This is a genomic window from Paenibacillus alvei DSM 29 (assembly GCF_000293805.1).
In the GTDB taxonomy this organism is placed as follows: domain Bacteria; phylum Bacillota; class Bacilli; order Paenibacillales; family Paenibacillaceae; genus Paenibacillus_B; species Paenibacillus_B alvei.
In genome coordinates this window covers 615,535-631,865 of the sequence record NZ_AMBZ01000002.1, presented here as the reverse complement: position 1 = coordinate 631,865, position 16,331 = coordinate 615,535, and the positions used below count along the sequence as shown (strand labels likewise).

Sequence of the window (16,331 nt, the reverse complement as noted above, 5' to 3'; positions counted from 1 at the left end):
TTGTTTATCATAGAGAAGTAGTAAAAGGAGGGAGCCCCATGCCATTTGAGGCGGGAAAATATGATGTAATAGTTATCGGAGCGGGCCATGCGGGCTGTGAAGCGGCACTTGCTTCTGCACGGATGGGCTGCGATACGCTGCTATTGACGATTAACCTGGATATGGTTGCTTTCATGCCGTGCAACCCTTCCATTGGTGGCCCAGCTAAGGGCCATGTTGTACGTGAAATCGACGCATTAGGCGGAGAAATGGGCCGCAATATTGACAAAACCCTTATTCAAATGCGGATGCTCAATACAGGGAAAGGGCCTGCCGTTCACGCACTGCGTGCCCAGGCCGACAAGGTATTGTATCAGGCGAAAATGAAGGAAACGGTGGAAACGACGCCGAACTTGACGCTGCGTCAAGGCATGGTTGAGGAACTGATCGTGGAAAACGGTAAATGTGTAGGTGTCATCACGAAATCAGGCGCTATATTCCGTTCGAAAGCGGTTGTCTTAACGACAGGTACGTACCTGCGGGGCAAAATTATTATCGGTGAGCTGATGTATGAGAGCGGCCCGAATAACCAGCAGCCTTCCTTGAAGCTGTCCGAATGTTTGCGCAATCTCGGATTTGATCTCGTTCGCTTCAAGACAGGTACACCTCCACGGGTGAATGGTGGGACGATCGACTTTTCCAAAACAGAAATCCAGCCTGGAGACGATCATCCGAAGTTCTTCTCTTATGAGACGAAGTCTTCCGATAATGAGCAGCTTCCTTGCTGGTTGACGTATACGTCAGAGAATACGCATCGCATTATTAATGAGAACTTGCATCGTGCACCGATGTTCTCTGGTGTCATAGAAGGTACAGGACCTCGCTATTGCCCGTCCATTGAAGATAAAATTGTTCGTTTTGCTGATAAGCCGAAACACCAAATCTTCCTTGAGCCAGAAGGGAAGGATACGGCTGAGTATTATGTGCAGGGTCTGTCAACGAGTATGCCTGAAGATGTACAGCTACAAATTCTGCGCTCTGTTCCAGGACTTGAGAATGCAGAAATGATGCGAACCGGTTATGCGATTGAGTATGATGCAGTCGTACCGACACAGTTGTGGCCAACTCTTGAAACGAAGCGGGTCGATGGCTTGTTCACAGCTGGGCAAATTAACGGAACATCCGGTTATGAGGAGGCTGCTGCACAGGGGGTTATGGCCGGCATTAATGCCGCGCGTAAGGTACAGGGCAAGCCTGCTGTCATCTTGAATCGTTCGCAAGCTTACATTGGCGTTCTGATTGATGATCTCGTGACGAAGGGAACCAATGAGCCTTATCGCTTGCTTACTTCTCGCGCAGAATATAGATTGCTGCTTCGCCATGACAATGCGGATATGCGCTTGACGGATATCGGGCATGAGATTGGCCTTATTACCGATGAGAGATACGCAGCATTCCAGCATAAGCTTGACTTGGTTGGTCAAGAGATGGAGCGCCTGAAGGCAACGAAGGTAAAGCCGGATGAGGCTGTACAGTCAATGCTTGCTGAAGCGGGTTCCGCTCCACTGACCAACGGGTGTGATGCAGTGACATTGCTGAGACGTCCAGAAATAACTTATTCACATGTGGATAAGTTATTTCCATCACCGCTGGAGCTGGACGATGAGATAAAGGAACAAGTTGAAATTCAAATAAAGTATGCAGGATATATTGAGAAGCAACTGCTGCAGGTAGAGCGTCTGGCAAAGATGGAGAAGAAGCTTATCCCGCAGGATATCGATTACGATGTAGTTCATGGAATTGCGTCGGAAGCGAAGCAAAAGCTGACGAAAATCCGTCCGCTGTCGATCGGGCAAGCGTCGCGTATTTCCGGTGTAACTCCTGCGGATATTTCGATCCTGCTTGTATACTTGGAGCACTATAACCGTGTAACAGCTGAGAAGCATGCTGAGGCGTAATTGAGGATGTAGGCTGTGGCAAGTATGCAGGAATGGGATACTAACTGCAGAAGAGGAGATTGCCAGTAATGGATGCATTGCAAGAACAGTTCCAAGGCTGGCTGTCCGGACATGGATGGCCGCCGGTTACAGATATACAATGGAACCAGCTCGATACGTATTACCGTGTGTTGGTTGAGTGGAATGAAAAAATGAATTTGACAGGCATTACAGAGCGTGAGCTCGTATACGAGAAGCATTTCTATGATTCGCTAACGTTAGGCTTTCACGTCGATATGATGAGTGTGAAGCGCATGGCGGATATCGGATCAGGTGCAGGCTTTCCAGGGATACCGCTCGCAATTATGTTTCCGCATATTAAGCTGACAATTGTTGATTCCCTTAACAAACGGATCGTATTTCTGAATCATTTGGTACAGGAGCTTGGATTAACAGGCGTTTCCTGCATTCATGGTCGCGCAGAAGAGGTTGCACGCAAGCCGGAGCATCGCGATCAGTATGATCTTGTGACGGCACGCGCTGTTGCAAGATTGAACGTGCTAAATGAGTTCTGCCTGCCGTTCGTACGTCCAGGCGGGACGTTCGCTGCGATGAAAGGGACAAATCCACAGGAAGAGATTGTAGAAGCGAAGCGGAGCCTTCAGGTGCTGCAGGCGACCTTCACGGCTGATTATGCATTGAAGCTTCCAGTAGAGCAATCCGATTGTCATATCGTAGTGATGACGAAGAAGGGGACAACCCCTAAGGCCTATCCGCGCAAGCCGGGGACGCCGCTAAAGACACCGCTTGTATAATTTCAGTTATAAGACAAAGAGGTCGAATGCATTCGACCTCTTTTTTGCGTTATGTGATAAAGGAATCATTTCAACCGAGGATCATACATCAGTTGGATGTGGATTCCGAATGGGTCTTCAATAATGCCATAGGCTTTACTAAATGAATTTGCAGAGAGAGGGACAATCACTTTTACTCTATCATCGGTAAGCAGGCTGCTATAAAATTGTTCAATCTCTTCTAGGTTCGAACTTTGAATACATAATGATGTGTTATTGCCAACCGAGTATTTACTCCGCGGATCCATTGTATCCTCCGCAATCATTACTTTTGTTTTCCCGATCAATAGGACAGAGTGGACGATGTTATTTTTATTCCCCTCCGTAAGCAGTATCGAGCTGTCGCGCTTCGCCATGTCTTCATAAGTAACGAGCAGCGATTCTTTTGCATGGAAATGGATCTTGTAAAAATCAATGGCTTCTTGTGCCTTTCCGTTCATGGATAAGAAAATCGCAACTTCCAGGGTTGCACTCATGAGATCAATCTCCTTTTTAAGCAAAGATGTTAACCCAACCATCTTTTCTATTTGATAGACGAGCTTAGATTCATCATAATGGATAAAGGTATCAAAATATGACACCTTTATGAAGGAGCTATTCATGAAGAAATCAGAGCGATTATATGACATGATTAGATATGTAAACAGTCGAGAATTTTTCAATTTGCATGATCTAATGGAGAAATACAGTATTTCAAAAAGTACAGCACTGCGCGATATTCGTTCCTTAGAGGAATTAGGCATGCCCATTTATTCGGAATATGGAAAACATGGACGATACGGAATGTTGAAAAATCGATTATTATCTCCCATTATCTTTACGATCGATGAAGTGTATGCTCTGTATTTTGCAATGTTGACACTAAGTGCTTATCAATCCACGCCTTTTCATTTACGGGCGAATCAGCTTAATGAAAAGTTCGAAAGCTGTCTGTCTTCGGAACAAATCAGGCAAATTCACAACATGCGAAAAGTGCTTCAATTCGAAAGCTACCAGCATCATCATGCGAGCCGTTTTTTGGATAAGATCCTAAAGAGTATCCTGAATGAGAGCAGTTGCATCATAGATTATGTAAAACATAAACAGACCAAAAATATCACGTTCAATTTTTCAAAATATCAGCTAAGTTCGGCCAGTGGTATGCAACAGGATTCGAGACAGCGACGAATCAATATCGAGTTTTTAGATGTGATCGAATTACCGCTATGGAGGAGGGGGGAGAGCATGGACATTTTTTGCTGGATGAGCTGAATAGCCGATCATTAGAAAGGTATCAATCTGTGAACAGTATTAGCTTTGAAGTTGAGATTGCCGAGCAGGCGAAGGATATTTTCTATAAGGAGCATTATCCATCGATGCAAATTGAGACAGGTCATAGAACAATTATTACAGGAAGTTATAATCAAGGGGAAGAGGATTTTATAGCTTCTTATTTGATGAGATATGGTAGTGATGTGTTAGAAGTGAAGCCGGATTCTTTAAAACAGCTCATTCAAGATAAAATATCTAATCTCTTACAACACTATCAAACGTTATAAATCGAAATACTGGGTAAATATGAAGTTAGACAAGAAGTTAGCTGGAAAGCTGGTACTGATTTGAAAAATTTGGTGGAACTAGGTTACAGTGGCGTAAATCTTTCTTTCTATGTCCTATGTTACGATTTATGAACATCATGAAAGGCTTAGAGAGTAGGAATTCACAACATGAAGATAAATAGCTGGTACAACCCAATAATGAAGGCCTCATGCACCTTATTTGTGGCTGCAGCTTTATTGGCTGCACCGCTAGGAACGAAGACAGCAGCCGCACAGATAGAGAGTGTATCCGTGCAGGCTGATTCCTCTATATCGTCTATCAAGCAGCCTCCATATACAGGCAAAGGCGTTAAAATTGCCATTATCGATTCGGGAGCAGATATCCAGCATCCGCTGCTCAAGGAGAGAATCGTAGAAGCTTATGATTTTGTAGAAAATGATACAAACCCGCAGGATGAAAAAGGGCATGGCACGCATGTTGCCGGTATTGTAGCCCAGCAGGCTCCCGATGCTTCTCTGCTTATTTATCGAGCGATTGCTACAGAGGGTCACGAATTCACTTCTACGATTGTTAAAGCGATGCAGCAAGCGGTGAAGGATGGAGCGAAGGTCATCAATCTATCGCTTCATTCTGATATCGATGCCCCGGATGAGCCGCTGTCACGGATGATCGCAGATGCGGTAAGTAAAGGGGTTGTTGTTGTAAACTCTGCGGGCAATGCAGGAGACAAGCTATGGAGTATTACCGCTCCAGGATTGGTGGAGGATGTAATCACCGTTGGAGCGGCTACCTTGCCTACATTTGAGTCCATGCTCTCGTATCGTAATCACAGCATACGTCTTATTTCGGGGATGGGATCGCCTGATTTTCCGAAGGAAGGCTCGCCTGATCTGGTATTCATCGAGGGAAATAGTCCCAATGCAATCAAGCAAGAGCTTCATCAAGGGAAATTGCTCGTTGTCCAAACAACCAGTTCCGCTGCTTCATCTTATTACGAAGCAGCGTGTAACGCAGGAGCTAGCGGTATTCTATTCTATCAGAATGACAAGGTGGAGTGGGAGCCAGAGCTTAGAATTGATAGTAAAAATGATGACAGACTTATCCCAGCAGCCTCCATTTCTCCACAAGGAGCCTCTATGCTGAAGCAGGGCAAGTCATGGGCATGGCAGTGGGGAGAGGAACAAAGAAGTCGGATGTCTGCCATAAGTTCTCGTGGGCCTGCAGTTGGCACATGGCTGTTGAAGCCTGATCTAGTGGCACCTGGAATTAATGTGCGAAGCTCTGTGCCTCGTAACCAGATGGAGCAAGGATACGGGAATATGAGTGGGACGAGTATGGCTGCTCCTTATGTATCTGCCGCAGCGGCGGTTCTCCTGGAAGCACATCCGGAGTGGACGCCGGCCATGGTAAAATCAGCTTTGATGACATCAGCGGATAAACTTACTGATAACAATGGAGCAGAATATCCGTATCACGCGCAAGGATCAGGACTTGTGAATGTAGATAGAGCCATGGAGACAATTTCGTTTCTCCAACCGGCAGCTCTGTCTTACGGTGTTGTTGATCCGGATTCGTGTGATTTGATGAAAGAGCAGTCTCTTCAGTTAACGAATCGGTCTAATCATAAGATAACTTATCAAATTACGTTATCGTCTGAAGCGGGTAAGTGGGATATTTCATATCCTGCTTCCGTCACCGTACAGCCTGGTGAAACGGTACGTATTCCTGTGGCATGGAATCTATCCACCCTACAGGAGACAGGAGTTCTTACAGGGTATTTACAGCTTATTCATGACACGGAAAAGCTTCGAGTGCCTATTCAATTGATTCGTGGAGCAAGTCAGTACCCGCTGCTGACGGGATGGTTCGCAAGTCATCAACTGCTCACGCCGAACGGGGATAAAAATAAATCTATTGAATTCCATTATTATCTGCCTGGTGATGCTGAACGGATGTTGATTACCGCAACTCGGATTGATAAACATAAAAAGAATCGTAAAGAATATCTGCTGCTCAATACAGTTAAACCTTCCAGCGGGCTGCATACGTATGAATGGAAGGGCACGGATGTATCCGGGCATAAGCTGCCTGACGGTTTATATAACCTAAAAAGTAAAGCTTTTGCTGATAGCCGCTCGGAGATAAAGGGCGATCAATTGATTTATATCGATCGAGAGGCCCCAACGGCAATATTTATGAAGGAAAAGGCCGAGCACGGTATTGTGCAAGGGACAATTCATGATATGATGCTGGAACTCGAGTATGCAGTGCGCCCTATGCTTCATTCGTCTGTTCATAATAAGCAAGCAGCTCTAATTAGCGTAAAATGGAGCACATCCAATACAGGAGCGTGGAAAGAGATGCGCTTCAATGAGGATAAACGGACTTTCTATATTTCATTTATCGGATCAAGAATGAGAAAAGGAACTCATGATATATTCATCCGCATGGAAGATGCAGCTGGGAATGCACAGATTCAAAAAACACAAGTGAAGTTATAGCAGAAGCGGGGGGTTACCCCGCTTTTGTTTTATTTGCGTGGAATAATTTTCATGTTCAAGATGAGGTAGAAGATAATTCATAGAATGTTACGGATGCAATCTCATTTTAGCAAGTAATTATGATAGGATAGAGGAGCAGTAAAAAGCAATGTGGGGAAATGTTCCACGTGAAACAGGTGTAATGATAACGATGTTTATATGCAACGGTGTTGTTTAAAATATAAGTTTAGTATAGTGAAAGAAATCTGTAGAAGTTTTTCTTACACGGATACACAAAAAGGCAGGAAAAAGGCACAAGCTTGGAGAATACATAAGGCAGAGCGTATAATTTTTTCGAAGGAAAGAAATGGTTTGAATCAGATGCCCTGTTGAACATTGTCGCAAAGGATGTAAAGCAATCGGAATTCGCGAAGAGTAGCGGGGATCGTGACCGATTTGCCGTCTTGAACGATATAGGGCGAAGATCAAGAATGGAGCAGAGCACTGCCGCTTCTTCATGTGCCTGGCATTATTTTGAAGTTAGGTGGTATTATACGGAAATGAAAGAACAACTGTCTCGGTTATTCGGTTTTGCGGAGCGTCAATCGCTGGATGAAGTAAAACAGCTTCCGGTGAATGAGATTGTCAGCAGTCCCTATCAGCCTCGTACTATATTCGATGATGAGCGTATTGATGAACTGTGTCAGACGATCAAAACGCACGGTGTTATTCAGCCGATCGTTGTCCGCCAGCGAAACGGGCAATTTGAAATCATTGCCGGAGAGCGCCGTTGGCGTGCTGTCAAGAAGTTGGGTTTGGATACGATCCCGGGCATCGTTAGAGAAATTAATGATGCTCAAGCGGCATCCATTGCCCTAATCGAGAATTTGCAGCGTGAGGGACTTACAGCGATTGAAGAAGCATATGCTTATCAGAAGCTGATTGATTTGCATGATTTGACGCAAGAAAGCTTAGCTCAACGACTAGGCAAGAGCCAGTCTACAATTGCAAATAAAATTCGCTTGTTAAATCTACCGGATGCAGTGAAGCAGGCTTTAATGGGACGTAAGATTACAGAGCGACATGCAAGAGCATTGCTTGGACTCGAATCTGAGAACCTGCAGCTCAAGCTGCTTGAGGAAATTATCGCAAAAGAATTAAATGTGAAGCAGACGGAAGCACGGGTCGCATTTTATAAAGAGGTTCACAAAGCTAAGAAATCGAAGCGTATCTCCTATACGAAGGATGTGCGACTTGCACTCAATACGATTCGTCAATCCATTGATCTTGTGACGGGTTCCGGTCTAAAAATTAAGACAGATGAACATGATCACGAGGATCATTATGAAATTGTCATCAAAATACCGAAAAGGTAGGTCAAATCTCACACCTTTTTAACAACCTGAATAGTTGATCCACCTAATTATCGGTTGATTCGAGCCTAATCGTTGTACCTTATATGTCGTACAGCGAGATTGTTGTCATGCGTAGTGCTTATATGTGCAGCGGCAGGCAAGAGGCCGCTCTTTTCTGTTTTTGTGGTCGTTAGCGGTTATTGTTACAGCTAGAAACGCAAAAGAAACAACATTGGGGTGAAGAGGAATGGCTAAGGTCATTGCCATTACCAACCAGAAGGGCGGCGTCGGCAAGACAACGACGACGGTAAATTTGGGTGCAGGTTTGGCGTTATTAGGGAAGCGAGTGCTGCTTGTTGATATTGATCCACAAGGCAACACTACAAGCGGAATTGGGATTAACAAGGCAGACGTGACCAATTGTATTTATGACGTGATTATTAATGATGTTCATCCAAAGGACGCAACGATCCCGACCATGGTCGAAGGTCTGCACATTATTCCGGCAACAATACAGTTGGCGGGTGCTGAGATCGAATTGGTTCCGACGATATCGCGTGAGGTGCGATTGAAGAAGTCGCTTCAGCTTGTAGCACATTTATACGATTATATATTAATTGATTGTCCGCCTTCACTTGGTATATTGACAATCAACTCCTTGACTGCATCTCATTCGGTCATTATCCCAATTCAATGTGAGTACTATGCATTGGAGGGACTCAGCCAACTACTGAATACAGTCAGACTCGTTCAGAAGCATTTGAATACCTCACTGCAAATTGAAGGTGTTCTCCTAACGATGCTTGATGCACGTACAAATTTAGGGATTCAAGTCATCGACGAGGTTAAGAAGTATTTTCAGCAGAAAGTATATACAACGATTATTCCTCGAAACATACGCCTTAGTGAGGCACCATCACATGGTCAATCCATTATGACCTATGATCCGAAATCGAAAGGTGCGGAAGTATACTTGGAACTTGCGAAGGAAGTGATTTCGTATGAGTAAGCGATTAGGACGTGGATTAGACGCCCTTATTCCGTCACTATCCGTCAATGATGACGACAAGGTGGTAGAATTATCCCTACAGCAGTTGCGTCCCAATCCATATCAGCCGCGAAAGCATTTTGATGAGCAGTCCATTCAGGAACTTGCAGAGTCGATCAAGCAGCACGGTGTCATTCAGCCAATTATTGTGCGGAGTGTATTAAAAGGATATGAGATTATTGCTGGTGAACGCCGCTATCGTGCTTCTCAGCAATTGGGCTTGCTGAATATCCCAGCTGTTGTGCGTAATTTTTCCGATCAGCAGGTCATGGAAATTGCCCTGATTGAAAATTTACAACGTGAAAATTTGAATGCTATTGAATTGGCCGTTGCCTACCAAGCACTAATGGATCAGTTCTCCTTAACGCAAGAAGAGCTATCTGTTAAGGTTGGAAAGTCACGCTCACATATTGCAAACTTCTTACGGTTATTACAGCTTCCTGAGGAAGTTAAGGACTGTGTTTCACGTGGAACACTATCAATGGGACATGCACGTGCAATTGTAGGGGTCAAGGATGAGGCAAAAGTAAAACAGTTGGCTAAAGACTCTATAAATCAAGGATGGAGTGTTCGCCAGTTGGAGGAAGCAATCCAACAAATGAACAAAAAGGAAAGCCAGTTGATAAAGCAAAGCCTATCCGTAAAGATCCATATTTAGATGAGTTGGAAGAAAGCCTACGAGAAAGGTTCCGCACAACGGTAAAAATTAAGCAAAGTAAAGATAAAGGGAAAATCGAAATTTCTTACTTTAACAAGCAGGATTTGGAGCGATTGCTCGAAATGCTTCAAACGTTGTCGGTTGAATGAAGCCATAGCAATAATTTGAACAAGAACTGGCATTCTTGGTTGTTATCCAAAGCAAGAAGGATTACACGAGGGATGCCAGTTTTTGCATTGAGGGTATACATATAATCACTTGATAAGAAACGAATAGCAATTGCTTGAACCTATTTTTTAATTTACAAAATATTGAAGTAAAAGGTTACAATTTTGTTGTCTCTTATACCGCTTGGATCATGATATAACTAAATATAGATATGGGGCAAAGAGCATATTTTTGACTATGAATAGATTCTCTATTTTTGGGAACAGCTTCTCGAACTAGAAAGCTTGAATTGGTTGATATAAAGCTGATGCTTTGTAAGTTCGATATATAGAGAATAGTAGGTAAGATGTGTTGTATGAGTCCGTTAAAAAAATTTATAATAAGAATGGACACGATGCCCCTAGAAAGATACGAATCCTCATTCAGCCAGCCATATTCAGGGCTGTCCGATATTAATAGCAAGCCATCTTGCAGACGATAAAGGAATAGATGGGGAAACAAGGGTGAGAAAGTTCGTGCCAATGAGGTACGGGACACGTTATAGGCAGGAGAGAACAGAGACTTATGATGAATGAATTGCAGAATGATTGGTTGCCGCTCATTGCCGCTGGCATCGGTGTATTACTATTGTTGTTACTTATTATTGTTCTTCTCCAGGGTTCACAGATTCGTAAGCTTCGCCGTAAATACGAAGCCATTATGGGAGAAAGCGGTATTGAGAGCTTGGATGTTGTATTGTCCAGCATGCATGAGGATATTGCACATCTGCAAGGCATGACGGAACATCATCATGTTGAAATGGAACAGACCAAAAAAGCTCTGAAAAAAATGAAATCCCACGTCGGCATTCAGCGTTACAACGCCTTTGCAGAGCGCGGGAGTGATCTTAGCTTCTCGATTGCATGGTTAAATGAGGAGCAGGACGGAGTTGTCATTACAAGCATTCACGGACGGGAACATTCTTATGTATATGCGAAGCCCGTTGAGAAGGGACAGTCGACTTATTCTTTGTCTCCAGAGGAGAAAAAAGCAATCGAAATCGCGGAGGCAAAATAAAAATAATGTTCCCGATTACGGACGATAGGATAGGGCAGTCAGCGACTGTTCGATCGTATCTGCGATCACATCGGCCATTCCCATAACTAAATGAAGTCTAGTATTTTGTAATACGAAATATTCCATGAAGCCTCCGACGTTGACAATGCCTGTAATGTGCATATCTCCGATCGGGGGCAGTTGTTTATTTACCCCAGCGCCGGGGCGAACCGGCCCCTCGACGACCTGAACGGATCCTACGCTGCTGCTCTGGCCAAGACACGCATCTACTGCAATAATGAAGGTATGAGGATCGCTCGCTTGCAGTGAATCTATCGTTTCTTGCAAATTCATGGCATGCACGGGTTGATGGAGTGTACCAAGCACTCGAAAGTCTTGCGAACATAATTGTGATAGACGTGTTCCAACAAGCGGTCCAAGGCAATCTCCTGTTGAGCGGTCAGTTCCAATACATATGACTGTCGTCGACTGATTGGGAGCGCGCATTTGCAAATGTTGTTGGCAGGAGTGAATTAAGGAAGATCGTGCGTTAGGTGCATCATAAGCCACTTTACAAGGATGGCATTCATCAGATGTCGGGCGTTTGAACAAAGGAAATGTCATCTCAAGCAGCCTCCGTTTTCTACTAAAGGTTAGTATCTAGTATATGGAAGCGAGAATATTTTTATACTTCGACGAAAAGAAGCATCCTATTTTATAATAAGTTTCCTAACACTTATCATATTGATAATGACAGAGGGGGAATGATCATGTTATGGGCCGCAGCGGCAAATAACCCTGAGAACGTTACCGACAATATTGAAGAGACGCTGTCGGTATTCGAGAAGTGGCAGCAAGGAATATGGAACTGGTTGACTGATATGGCAACTTGGGAAATGCTTTTCGTGAAATGCATAAAAATCGTACTGATTATTTTAGTAACGAGAATTGTGATTCGAATCGTTCATCGGATGATTAATCATGCGATTGTGAAACAGGAAAAGTCCCGTATTAACGGGAATCCAAGACGGCTTGTAACCGTAGGCAAGTTGCTCAAGAATATGACGTCGCTAGCTATGAATTTCATCATGATTCTTGTTGTCTTATCGGAATTCAATGTAAATCTGGCGCCGCTCTTAGCGGGTGCGGGGGTTGTCGGCTTAGCAATCGGTTTTGGTGCTCAAAGCTTAGTGAAGGACGTCATGACCGGATTCTTTATTATTTTGGAGGATCATTTTGCAGTAGGGGATGTCATTAAGGTGGGTTCGTTCCAAGGAACGGTTGAGATGATCGGGCTGAGATCGACGCGGATCCATAGTTGGACAGGAGAAGTTCATGTTATCCCGAATGGTAGTATTACAGAGGTAACAAACTATTCACTGAACAATTCAATTGCAGTAGTTGATGTATCCATTGCTTATGAGGAAAATGTAGACAAGGCGATTCAGGTGATGAATCAGACTTTGGAAGGATTGCCTGAACGCAATGAAAATGTAGTGAAGACGCCACAAGTACTCGGTGTCCAAACGCTTGGGCCTTCTGAAGTAACCATTCGCGTGATTGCAGAATGCCGTCCATTCACACAATCGGGAGTTGTTCGCGAGATAAATGCTGAGATGAAGCGGGCGTTAGAGCAGGAAGGCATTGAAATTCCGTATCCACGACTCGTAACGTATCAGCGAACAGAACAAGGGGGGAGTTATTGATGGAACGTAAAGTCTTCGCACTGGGTGATATCGTTCAAATGAAAAAGCCTCATCCTTGCGGCACGAACGAAATGGAAATCATCCGAATGGGTATGGATATCCGCATTAAGTGTGTAGGATGCAAGCATAGTGTACTCGTCCCGCGAGCGAAGTTCGAGAAGAGCATGAAAAAGGTGCTCCGTTCTGCCCAGCCTGACTCAGAGTAAAAAGTAAAATTGTAAAAAATATGTTGCAATAAAGTGATTAGTATGGTAAGATAACTCTTGCTATGGAAAGGTACCCAAGAGGTCCAAGGGGGCTGACTCGAAATCAGCTAGGCGTCGCAAGGCGTGCGTGGGTTCGAATCCCACCCTTTCCGCCACTTATTGTATAGAACAACTCCGAAGCTGAGGCTTCGGAGTTTTTTTGCATATTAGCTGATTATGCTGCTGTTGCTGCCAAGGAAAATAAAAGAAGGGACTTCGCCTGGCGAAATCCCTTCCTGGATGACGGTGCTTATTCGACTTCTATCTTCACAATGTTAGATGGCTAAGGTTTCCTATCATATGGAACCGTATAAAGGATTCCATATTACGATAAGTGTGTTACAGACAAATGCTCTACAGCACAACCCCTCGCTTCCCTTATTTCGTAAAGTTAAATGTCTCCACTAGGCTTCTTTGCTCCATTGTTCAACGGAACCCACCTCGCTTCGCACCGTCAGTTGTTATTATGGATTATTATTAAATTTCTATGCGTGACTCGGCATAAAACGTGCAGGTATATGTGTTTATATAAGGGTGTAAAGACATATAGAAAAGGGACTTCGCTTGCGCGAAATCCCTTCCTGGTTGACGGTGCTTAATTGACCTCAATCTTCACAATATTAGATGGCTCAGGCTTCCTACAGCATATGGATACTTATGCAGTAATCCATTTACGATAAGTGTGTTGCAGACAAATGGTCTTTAGCACAACCCCTCGCTTCTCTTATGTCGTAAAGTTAAATGTCTCCACTAGGCTTCTTTGCTCCATTGTTCAACGGAACCCACCTCGCTTCGCACCGTCAGTTGTTATTATGGATCATAATCGCTGTTTTATACGTCGATACTTTAAAAAAGAGAACGACCATAATCAGTGCGTCAAGGCATGGGATTTCTTTTTCCACTTGCGGTCTTTGTTCGTCGTTTCAGGGAATGTATCTCCCCTTTTCAACTTAATTTGTTTTGGATTTTGAATCTCGGTATGGAAACTTCTTTCACCAACCTCCATATAGATGGCATCATTTGGCGCCTTGTCTCCAGGTTCGAATTCTGTACGCTCACCCATCGTGTAACCTCCTGTATGCTTGTCGTATAGATGCAGAAGCGTAACGAGATCGCTTGCCTCTGTAGTGTGTGCGTGCAGATTCCCAATCATGAATGGAGAAAAGTGTTTGCTCTTGGAAAAAAGAGTTTTTCTTGCATGTCAGGATTCATTTTGGTACACTAGTTTAGTGCGAGTTTTCTCGCTCCTTGCTTCTGACAAGATCAGAGGCCTGAAGTCCATAAGGAGGTGAACGTGAAATGCGCAAATACGAATTGATGTACATCATTCGTCCTGACGTAGAGCAAGAAGCTGTTCAAGCAGCAGTCGAAAAATTCCAAGGCGTTATCTCTAACGGCGGTGGAGAAATTACGAAGCACGATGTGATGGGTAAGCGCCGTCTTGCTTACGAAATCAAGAAGTTCCGCGATGGCGTGTACGTTCTCGTGAACTTTACTGCAGAACCTGCAGTAGTAGCGGAGTTGGATCGTCAACTGAAAATTGCTGACGAAATCATCCGTCATCTTGTCGTTAGCGACGTGGCTTAATAGCCAAAACAATCGTAAATTCGTAAAGGATACGTCGAAGGAGGGGATAGCATGTTGAATCGCGTGATATTGATAGGACGTCTTACACGGGACCCAGAATTGCGCTACACTTCATCTGGAGTGGCAGTGACACAGTTTACGTTAGCGGTTGATCGACCGTTCTCGAGTCAAGGTGGGGAACGTGAAGCGGACTTTATTCCAGTCGTTACTTGGCGGCAGTTGGCGGAAACATGTGCAAATTATTTGCGCAAGGGTCGGCTTACAGCAGTAGAAGGACGCATTCAAGTGCGCAACTATGACAATAACGAAGGTAAGCGTGTATACGTGACTGAAATTATTGCAGATAATGTGCGTTTCTTGGAATCGAACCGTGACAACGGGGGAACACGTGATGATATGGGCAGTAATTACGGTGCACCAGCGCCACAGTACAATGCTCCAGCACGTGGTGGGAATTCCAATTCTCGCGGACAAGCAGCGGCGGATCCTTTCTCTGATGACGGCAGACCTATCGACATTTCCGATGATGATTTGCCATTCTAAAACGGAAAGGACTGAATTGAATGAGCTTCAAGCAAAATGAAGGCGGCGAAGGCCGTAAATTCGGTGGCCGTAGAGGCCGTAACAAGCGCCGTAAAGTGTGCTTCTTCACAGTGAATAAAATCACTCACATTGATTATAAAGACATCGACCTGTTGAAGAAATTCATCAGCGAGCGCGGCAAAATCTTGCCACGCCGTGTAACAGGTACAAGCGCGAAGTACCAACGTGCTTTGACGATCGCTGTTAAACGCGCTCGCCAAGTAGCATTGCTTCCATACACTACAGAGTAATGCAGGTACAAAAAAGACAGCTGATTAATATCAGCTGTCTTTTTTCATTACATAAAGGTAAAACGGGAATATATTTTCAGCTTTTTGCCTGATCATACATTAACTACGCATGCTTTATCTTATTATCATTACATCCTTATCTCCTTTTACCTAGCGGAGGAGAATCACCGCCTTATGTCCAGTTCCATTTCCGTCTTGGGGCTGATTTTTCCGGATTTTTTGGATGGTACAATAGCTAGTAATGACGTAAGAAAATGGGTGCGGGGGGTAATGCAATGAGATGGCATGAACGTTTCAGTAAGCGCTGGCATGGACAAGAAATCGACTATCAATGGCCGTCCCCGCAGGTTCCGATTATTAGCATTCGAAGCAGCGGCGCCAGTCGAGTGGGCCGACACAGCAAAGTTGCAATTGGTCTTATTGCAATCGGAGATATCGCCATTGGACTAATTGCTGGGGGGATGATTAGTGTCGGCGTGCTCGCTTTTGGCGCTATTTCCTTGGGACTGCTGGCAGCGGCTGGGGCCATTGCATTTAGTGATTGCTTTTCGGTAGGGGCGATTGCCGTAAGTGACTGGCTGTCCATTGGGGCGATTGCGATAAGCAGCATGTTATCCATTGGAGCTATCGCTATGAGCCATTTGGCGTTAGGGGTCATCGCGATGGGTCAATATGCGTATGGAATCATTGCGATTGGCAATCACGGATTCGGACTTATTCCTTTAACCTTGGATGTCATACGCTGGGTGAGAAGCTGGTTCGGCTAATCGGATATTTTGTCATATTTTGTGCGAAATCCGCCCATTTTTGGGCGGTTTTTTGGTACTTTTGTCAAATTAGTGATCTGGATCATGAAATCTGTATTTTCCTTTTTGATCGTTTGCATGTAAAATAAAAATATTGTTTC

The 16,331-nt window shown here is 44.3% G+C and carries 16 protein-coding genes, 1 tRNA gene and 2 pseudogenes; 16 read left to right on the top strand and 3 right to left on the bottom strand.

The window, feature by feature from the left end; all coding sequences use genetic code 11:
- Positions 1-38: 38 nt before the first annotated feature.
- Positions 39-1,937 carry a tRNA uridine-5-carboxymethylaminomethyl(34) synthesis enzyme MnmG gene (gene mnmG / locus PAV_RS09265; RefSeq protein WP_005545457.1) on the top strand — a complete coding sequence of 633 codons (1,899 nt, stop codon included), beginning with the start codon at positions 39-41 and terminating at the stop codon, positions 1,935-1,937.
- A gap of 68 nt (positions 1,938-2,005) precedes the next feature.
- A complete protein-coding gene (rsmG, locus tag PAV_RS09260; RefSeq protein WP_005545456.1) occupies positions 2,006-2,731 on the top strand; it encodes a 16S rRNA (guanine(527)-N(7))-methyltransferase RsmG in 726 nt (241 codons plus the stop codon).
- Positions 2,732-2,796: 65 nt separating this feature from the next.
- Here rsmG and PAV_RS09255 read toward each other — a convergent pair whose 3' ends face one another.
- Positions 2,797-3,246, bottom strand: coding sequence for a VOC family protein (locus tag PAV_RS09255; protein ID WP_005545455.1), 450 nt, complete (start codon positions 3,244-3,246; stop codon positions 2,797-2,799).
- A 124-nt stretch (positions 3,247-3,370) separates the two neighbouring features.
- Here PAV_RS09255 and PAV_RS37540 point away from each other — a divergent pair, with 124 nt between their 5' ends.
- The 7 genes and pseudogenes from PAV_RS37540 (at position 3,371) to PAV_RS09225 (ending at position 11,074) form a co-directional block, all read left to right on the top strand.
- Positions 3,371-4,021: a helix-turn-helix transcriptional regulator gene (locus PAV_RS37540; RefSeq protein ID WP_005545454.1), complete on the top strand. Its 651-nt coding sequence runs from the start codon at positions 3,371-3,373 to the stop codon at positions 4,019-4,021.
- Positions 3,919-4,308 (top strand): annotated as a pseudogene (locus tag PAV_RS36055) (WYL domain-containing protein); the annotation flags it as partial. The gene PAV_RS37540 and the pseudogene PAV_RS36055, both read left to right, overlap by 103 nt.
- Positions 4,309-4,476: 168 nt before the next feature.
- A complete protein-coding gene (locus PAV_RS09245; RefSeq protein ID WP_005545449.1) occupies positions 4,477-6,810 on the top strand; it encodes a S8 family serine peptidase in 2,334 nt (777 codons plus the stop codon).
- A gap of 539 nt (positions 6,811-7,349) precedes the next feature.
- Complete coding sequence (noc, locus tag PAV_RS09240; protein WP_005545448.1) at positions 7,350-8,165, top strand: nucleoid occlusion protein; 816 nt, start codon at positions 7,350-7,352, stop codon at positions 8,163-8,165.
- A gap of 226 nt (positions 8,166-8,391) precedes the next feature.
- A complete protein-coding gene (locus PAV_RS09235; RefSeq protein ID WP_005545445.1) occupies positions 8,392-9,153 on the top strand; it encodes a ParA family protein in 762 nt (253 codons plus the stop codon).
- Positions 9,146-9,999, top strand: a pseudogene (locus PAV_RS09230) (ParB/RepB/Spo0J family partition protein). The gene PAV_RS09235 and the pseudogene PAV_RS09230 overlap by 8 nt, the downstream one beginning before the upstream one ends.
- Positions 10,000-10,582: 583 nt before the next feature.
- On the top strand, positions 10,583-11,074 hold the full coding sequence (locus PAV_RS09225; protein ID WP_005545440.1) for a DUF4446 family protein: 492 nt from the start codon (positions 10,583-10,585) through the stop codon (positions 11,072-11,074).
- Between the two features lie 15 nt (positions 11,075-11,089).
- Here the strand turns inward: PAV_RS09225 and yyaC are convergent, their stop codons facing one another.
- On the bottom strand, positions 11,090-11,677 hold the full coding sequence (yyaC, locus tag PAV_RS09220; RefSeq protein ID WP_005545438.1) for a spore protease YyaC: 588 nt from the start codon (positions 11,675-11,677) through the stop codon (positions 11,090-11,092).
- A 146-nt stretch (positions 11,678-11,823) separates the two neighbouring features.
- Between yyaC and PAV_RS09215 the strand changes: the two genes are divergently transcribed.
- The 3 genes from PAV_RS09215 to PAV_RS09205 all read left to right on the top strand — a co-directional run bounded on the left by PAV_RS09215 (position 11,824) and on the right by PAV_RS09205 (position 13,120).
- Positions 11,824-12,759, top strand: coding sequence for a mechanosensitive ion channel family protein (locus PAV_RS09215; protein ID WP_005545437.1), 936 nt, complete (start codon positions 11,824-11,826; stop codon positions 12,757-12,759).
- A complete protein-coding gene (locus PAV_RS09210) occupies positions 12,759-12,965 on the top strand; it encodes a DUF951 domain-containing protein (protein WP_005545435.1) in 207 nt (68 codons plus the stop codon). Before PAV_RS09215 ends, PAV_RS09210 begins: the two co-directional genes overlap by 1 nt.
- A gap of 64 nt (positions 12,966-13,029) precedes the next feature.
- Positions 13,030-13,120: transfer RNA gene (locus PAV_RS09205), tRNA-Ser, on the top strand.
- 752 nt (positions 13,121-13,872) lie between these two features.
- Here the strand turns inward: PAV_RS09205 and PAV_RS09200 are convergent.
- Positions 13,873-14,067 carry a YjzC family protein gene (locus tag PAV_RS09200; RefSeq protein WP_005545433.1) on the bottom strand — a complete coding sequence of 65 codons (195 nt, stop codon included), beginning with the start codon at positions 14,065-14,067 and terminating at the stop codon, positions 13,873-13,875.
- 236 nt (positions 14,068-14,303) lie between these two features.
- On the opposite strand from PAV_RS09200, the gene rpsF reads away from it, so the two are divergent.
- The 4 genes from rpsF (at position 14,304) to PAV_RS09180 (ending at position 16,191) form a co-directional block, all read left to right on the top strand.
- Positions 14,304-14,591, top strand: coding sequence for a 30S ribosomal protein S6 (gene rpsF / locus PAV_RS09195; RefSeq protein WP_005545431.1), 288 nt, complete (start codon positions 14,304-14,306; stop codon positions 14,589-14,591).
- 51 nt (positions 14,592-14,642) lie between these two features.
- On the top strand, positions 14,643-15,134 hold the full coding sequence (ssb, locus tag PAV_RS09190; protein ID WP_005545428.1) for a single-stranded DNA-binding protein: 492 nt from the start codon (positions 14,643-14,645) through the stop codon (positions 15,132-15,134).
- Between the two features lie 20 nt (positions 15,135-15,154).
- Positions 15,155-15,424 (top strand): 30S ribosomal protein S18, encoded by a 270-nt coding sequence (gene rpsR / locus PAV_RS09185; protein ID WP_005545426.1) that lies wholly within the window; start codon positions 15,155-15,157, stop codon positions 15,422-15,424.
- A 275-nt stretch (positions 15,425-15,699) separates the two neighbouring features.
- Positions 15,700-16,191, top strand: coding sequence for a hypothetical protein (locus tag PAV_RS09180; RefSeq protein WP_005545423.1), 492 nt, complete (start codon positions 15,700-15,702; stop codon positions 16,189-16,191).
- The last annotated feature ends 140 nt before the right edge of the window (positions 16,192-16,331 follow it).

Coding starts and splice junctions, on each gene's coding strand:
- PAV_RS09180 (WP_005545423.1), top strand. CDS start 15,700: ATGAGATGGCATGAACGTTTCAGTAAGCGCTGGCATGGACAAGAAATC.
- PAV_RS09215 (WP_005545437.1), top strand. CDS start 11,824: ATGTTATGGGCCGCAGCGGCAAATAACCCTGAGAACGTTACCGACAAT.
- rsmG (WP_005545456.1), top strand. CDS start 2,006: ATGGATGCATTGCAAGAACAGTTCCAAGGCTGGCTGTCCGGACATGGA.
- yyaC (WP_005545438.1), bottom strand. CDS start 11,677: ATGACATTTCCTTTGTTCAAACGCCCGACATCTGATGAATGCCATCCT.
- PAV_RS09225 (WP_005545440.1), top strand. CDS start 10,583: ATGATGAATGAATTGCAGAATGATTGGTTGCCGCTCATTGCCGCTGGC.
- PAV_RS09245 (WP_005545449.1), top strand. CDS start 4,477: ATGAAGATAAATAGCTGGTACAACCCAATAATGAAGGCCTCATGCACC.
- mnmG (WP_005545457.1), top strand. CDS start 39: ATGCCATTTGAGGCGGGAAAATATGATGTAATAGTTATCGGAGCGGGC.
- PAV_RS09210 (WP_005545435.1), top strand. CDS start 12,759: ATGGAACGTAAAGTCTTCGCACTGGGTGATATCGTTCAAATGAAAAAG.
- rpsF (WP_005545431.1), top strand. CDS start 14,304: ATGCGCAAATACGAATTGATGTACATCATTCGTCCTGACGTAGAGCAA.
- rpsR (WP_005545426.1), top strand. CDS start 15,155: ATGAGCTTCAAGCAAAATGAAGGCGGCGAAGGCCGTAAATTCGGTGGC.
- noc (WP_005545448.1), top strand. CDS start 7,350: ATGAAAGAACAACTGTCTCGGTTATTCGGTTTTGCGGAGCGTCAATCG.
- PAV_RS09200 (WP_005545433.1), bottom strand. CDS start 14,067: ATGGGTGAGCGTACAGAATTCGAACCTGGAGACAAGGCGCCAAATGAT.
- ssb (WP_005545428.1), top strand. CDS start 14,643: ATGTTGAATCGCGTGATATTGATAGGACGTCTTACACGGGACCCAGAA.
- PAV_RS09235 (WP_005545445.1), top strand. CDS start 8,392: ATGGCTAAGGTCATTGCCATTACCAACCAGAAGGGCGGCGTCGGCAAG.
- PAV_RS37540 (WP_005545454.1), top strand. CDS start 3,371: ATGAAGAAATCAGAGCGATTATATGACATGATTAGATATGTAAACAGT.
- PAV_RS09255 (WP_005545455.1), bottom strand. CDS start 3,246: ATGAGTGCAACCCTGGAAGTTGCGATTTTCTTATCCATGAACGGAAAG.